Raw genomic sequence first — 3,996 nt, 5'->3', positions numbered from 1 at the left:
CGGCGAGCGTGCGATGGCGGTACTCACCGGCCGGTGGAGAGCGCTGCATCACACCACGATGAGCCCGTCCAAGATCGGGATGATCGTGCAAGCCGCGTTGGCGCTGACCAATATCGAGAAGCAAACTCGCTGAGATCACCTCAATCAGGGCGTAAAAATAACAACAATAATTGGCAAAGCGAAAAAAGGATTACTGGGGGGAATATGTGGACACCTGACCCGAAAACGATCGACTGGTGCTTCAAGGTGGCAGACGAGGATGAAATATTCCAATACGTCAAGGCGGATGTTGAAACTCGGCTGTCATCACTATCTCCAAGGGATGATGAATACTGGAAGATGCTCACTGAAATTGGCATAGAGGCAACACTTAATCAAGTCCTTAGGAAAGCACAAGCCATGGGCGTCAAGTTTCCACCCGGGGAAGACTAAAGGGTCCTGTTGCCCGCATCGGGTCGGGAAGATTACCCGCGTTGTCCTCCTGCTTCAGCAACGAGAAGCAGGAGGGAAAGGGCTCGCTTCCAGGCTCTGGATGAAGTGGGGGTGGCGTAGCAGGCGCTCTGACAGCCTGCCCCCTCCCGTCCTGCGGGATCTCATGTATGAGCTGGAGGCGACCGACTCCCGGCAGATCCCCGTGTCGAAGGTAGTTCTCATGCGATCAATCTGACAGGCTGTCCGATTTGATGTTCGGATGTGGCGAAGCCGGCGATCCAACGGATGAAGAACTGGACAACACGATGAGACGAGTTAGGGGACGCCTCGTTGAGACATCAGAGCATCTCGCCAGGCCGAGATGCCTCTCGAGGACAAAATCGCTGAGAACCTACAGCCAGGAGGGCAGGGCGCGCAGCCGTTGCTGGACGGTGCGGGTCTGTTCCAGCACCGCATCGACGAGGTCGAAGCCGATGACGCTGGTCAGCGCTCCGAGGTGGCCGGGCGCGAACACGCCCGCGGCGAGGGTGACCGTGTGGTGGATGGTGGTCAGGGCGGTGGATGGGGGAGAATGGTGGGGCAATGGAGTTCCTGGGGGCAGGGTGGTCTTGGTCGACTTCCTGTCCTACAGGGCTCCGTTGTCTGTGTTTCCTGTGGGTCAGCGCCACTGGCATGTACTACTTGCGTGGAGCGCAGGAACGTTAACTACCCGGCCTTGGGGAACACCCGCGCTCGTATCCCCAAGGCCTACCGCTGGGCGGGCTACGAGGGTTTCACCCGCCCACTCGACCTCCTTGACCGGCCCCGCCTCTTCAGGGATGACCTGCACTGACGTCGCTCTCATCCGACTTTCCAACAGCCGTGCTAAGAGCGTGTTTGAGAAGGGGTAACGGTCCGGGCACTTCGCCAACGCTGCCGCCGTCAGGCCGCGAGCATGGCCCCCATGGCGCGACGTCCGACCTACCCCTCTGACCTGACCGATGACCAATGGGCCCTGATCGAACCCCTACTCCCACCGGCCAACACCGGTGGCCGACCTGAGAAGCATCCCCGCCGCGATGTAGTGGACGCGATCCTCTACGTAGTGCGCATCGGCTGCTCCTGGCGGCATCTGCCCGTGGACTTCCCGCCTTGGCAGACCGTGTACTGGTACTTCTCCCGCTGGGAGGAAGCCAGGGTGACTGAGCAGGTCATGGCCGTGCTGCGCCGTCGGCTGCGCACCGCGCAAGGGCGTGGGGCGAGCCCTCGGCCGGGGTCATCGACTCCCAGAGCACGAAGGGTGCCGACACCGTCGGTCAGGGGACCCGGGGCTATGACGCGGGCAAGAGGGTCAACGGTCGCAAGAGGTTCATCGTCACCGACACTCTGGGGTTGTTGCTGGTGGTGTGTGTGATGGCCGCGTCGGTTCAGGACCGGGACGGGGCCAGGACCACCCTGTTGAGCCTGTACTTGTGCACGCCGGTGCGGTTCGTGTTCGCCGATGCGGGGTTCGCGGGGAGGCTGGTGGCCTGGGCCGAGAGGTTCGTGGGAACGATGGTGCACATCGTGCGCAAGGCTCCTGGCCAGGTGGGGTTCGCGGTGATCCCGCGCAGGTGGGTGGTGGAGCGCTCGCTGGCGTGGTTGACCGCCCACCGGCGTCTGGCCAGGAACTACGAGCGTGACCCCGCGGTGTCCGAGGCGATGGTGCGCTGGGCCGCGATCGGCCAGATGGCCCGCCGCCTCGCACGAGGGCGAGATGCCGTTCGTCAGCGTGCTTGGACAAGCCAGGACCTCATTTCCTGACCCTCCTCAAACACGCTCTAAAGAACCCAGTACGAAACGATCACCAGACGGACACATGTCTACCCAGCTAAATCACAAATCCAGTGCTCCAGGCCGCTGAACTGCACGGAACGCGGATAAGCACTTCAGACGGTTAGCGATATAGGATGCGTGCAGCAGACAGCGGTAGCACATACAACGACTCGCCCAAGCACACAGAAAAAGGTACACATGTCCAAAAATTTCCCTACCCCAGAGCGGGACACAGTACAGCCTCCGAAACTCACTTCCGCTTTCCACAGGTTTTGGGCTGGCGCGATGGCGAGCAACTTAGCCGACGGTGTCATGCTGACCGTTATACCGATGATCGCGGCCGCAATGACCAATGATCCCTTGGCCGTAGCAGGTCTCACTGCTGCACGGTATGCCCCTTGGTTGCTGTTCGGTCTTTTCGCGGGTGTGCTTGTGGATCGAGTCAACCGGGTCCGGGCAATGGTAATGGCCAACCTCATGAGAAGCGGGGCGGTCGTCGCACTCGCCGTGTTCGTAGCCATGGGTGGAAGCGAGATCGCCGTACTCTACGCGGTGATGTTCTTCGTCATGAGCTGTGAGATCGTCTACGACATCTCCGGACGCTCAGTGCTGCCCGTCATCGCGCGTGGCTCTCTGGACCGTGCCAACGGGCGCCTGGTAGGGGGCCGAGAGGTCGTACAGGAGTTCATCGGCTCCCCTCTCGGCGGATTCCTGTTCGTCGTGGCGGCAGCCCTTCCGCTAGCGGTGAACGCCGGAGCCTACGTACTGGGTGCACTCATCCTGCTCGGACTTCCTCTTGCTGCCCAGCGTCCGGCAGTCGCACCCAAAGCGGACTCCCCAGGCACGGTGCGTTCGGTGTTCACACAGATTGGCGAGGGTCTCCAGACTATCTGGACCGATCCTCCACTGCGTGTCCTCGTGGTATTCGGCGCGGTGATCAACCTCGGTGCCGGAGCGGTGGCCGCCGTGTTCGTCCTGATCGTTCAGAATCACTTCGGTGTACCCGAGGCCCTGTTCGGTGTGTTCCTGGCCGTGGCAGCGGTGGGGGCCATCGGTGGTGCCGCTCTGGCCTCACGCGCAGCGGCCAAGGTCGGCCGGTTCTGGACGATCACCGGTGGTTTCTTCGCCCAAGCGGTGTTTTGCGCGCTATTCGCTTTCGCGCCGAACCCGATCGTCGCAGCTGTGGCCTGGGCACTGGTCGCTGGGGCGAGCACACTGGGAGGCGTGCTATCAGCGGGTATCCTTCAGCTGACCGTGCCGGAGCACCTGATGGGGCGGGTGATGAGCGCCAAGATGATGTTGAGCATGGGCCTGCTCCCGGTCGGCGCGCTTTTGGGGGGTATGTTGGGCCGACTGGATCTACGCTTCCCGGCCTTGTTCGGCACGGTGATCTTCACAGTGGCCACGTTGCTGGCGCTCCGCAGTCTACGTGCCATGTCAGCGCGTGCCGACAGCGCCGAGCGAGCGGCTCGTGAGGCCGCTGTCGGGGAAGAGGTTTGAGAATGGTTTCGATCGCCTGGTCGATATGGCAGTGACCACTCCAGTTGAGCCGATGCCGCACGGCCTTTCCCCATGAGACCAAGATGGGGCGTGTGCGTCCGAGGCGGCAATCGTGACCTCGGGCGCACACTCCCGTGATGAGATTAGAGGACTACTGAGGTGATCTCAGTGACTAGGAATCTGCAGGAACCCGACAATCAAGACGAGGGGTGCATTCATGGGTGAACTTTCGTTCCCCTGACACAGGCGTGGAGCCCCAGGTAGAAGGCG

At 61.8% G+C, this 3,996-nt stretch carries 4 protein-coding genes; 3 read left to right on the top strand and 1 reads right to left on the bottom strand.

What is annotated here, in order from left to right; translation table 11 throughout:
• Positions 1–823: 823 nt before the first annotated feature.
• Positions 824–1,015, bottom strand: a complete 192-nt coding sequence (locus ABZ717_RS28410) for a transposase domain-containing protein (protein ID WP_358516293.1) — start codon at positions 1,013–1,015, stop codon at positions 824–826.
• 102 nt (positions 1,016–1,117) lie between these two features.
• Here ABZ717_RS28410 and ABZ717_RS28405 point away from each other — a divergent pair, with 102 nt between their 5' ends.
• From ABZ717_RS28405 to ABZ717_RS28395, 3 genes are all read left to right on the top strand, one after another.
• Positions 1,118–1,264: a hypothetical protein gene (locus ABZ717_RS28405; protein WP_358516291.1), complete on the top strand. Its 147-nt coding sequence runs from the start codon at positions 1,118–1,120 to the stop codon at positions 1,262–1,264.
• Positions 1,265–1,366: 102 nt separating this feature from the next.
• A protein-coding gene (locus tag ABZ717_RS28400; protein ID WP_358516288.1) for an IS5 family transposase occupies positions 1,367–2,214 on the top strand; the annotation gives its coding sequence in 2 pieces (ribosomal slippage) (positions 1,367–1,679 and positions 1,679–2,214; 849 coding nt in all).
• 210 nt (positions 2,215–2,424) lie between these two features.
• Positions 2,425–3,726: an MFS transporter gene (locus ABZ717_RS28395; protein WP_358516285.1), complete on the top strand. Its 1,302-nt coding sequence runs from the start codon at positions 2,425–2,427 to the stop codon at positions 3,724–3,726.
• The last annotated feature ends 270 nt before the right edge of the window (positions 3,727–3,996 follow it).

The organism is Nocardiopsis sp. NPDC006832 (genome assembly GCF_040635885.1).
GTDB lineage: Bacteria > Actinomycetota > Actinomycetes > Streptosporangiales > Streptosporangiaceae > Nocardiopsis.
This window is presented reverse-complemented; position numbering and strand designations above follow the sequence as displayed.

What these genes read in the sequence shown, in the direction of transcription:
- ABZ717_RS28395 (WP_358516285.1), top strand. Translation starts at nt 2,425, where the DNA reads ATGTCCAAAAATTTCCCTACCCCAGAGCGGGACACAGTACAGCCTCCG.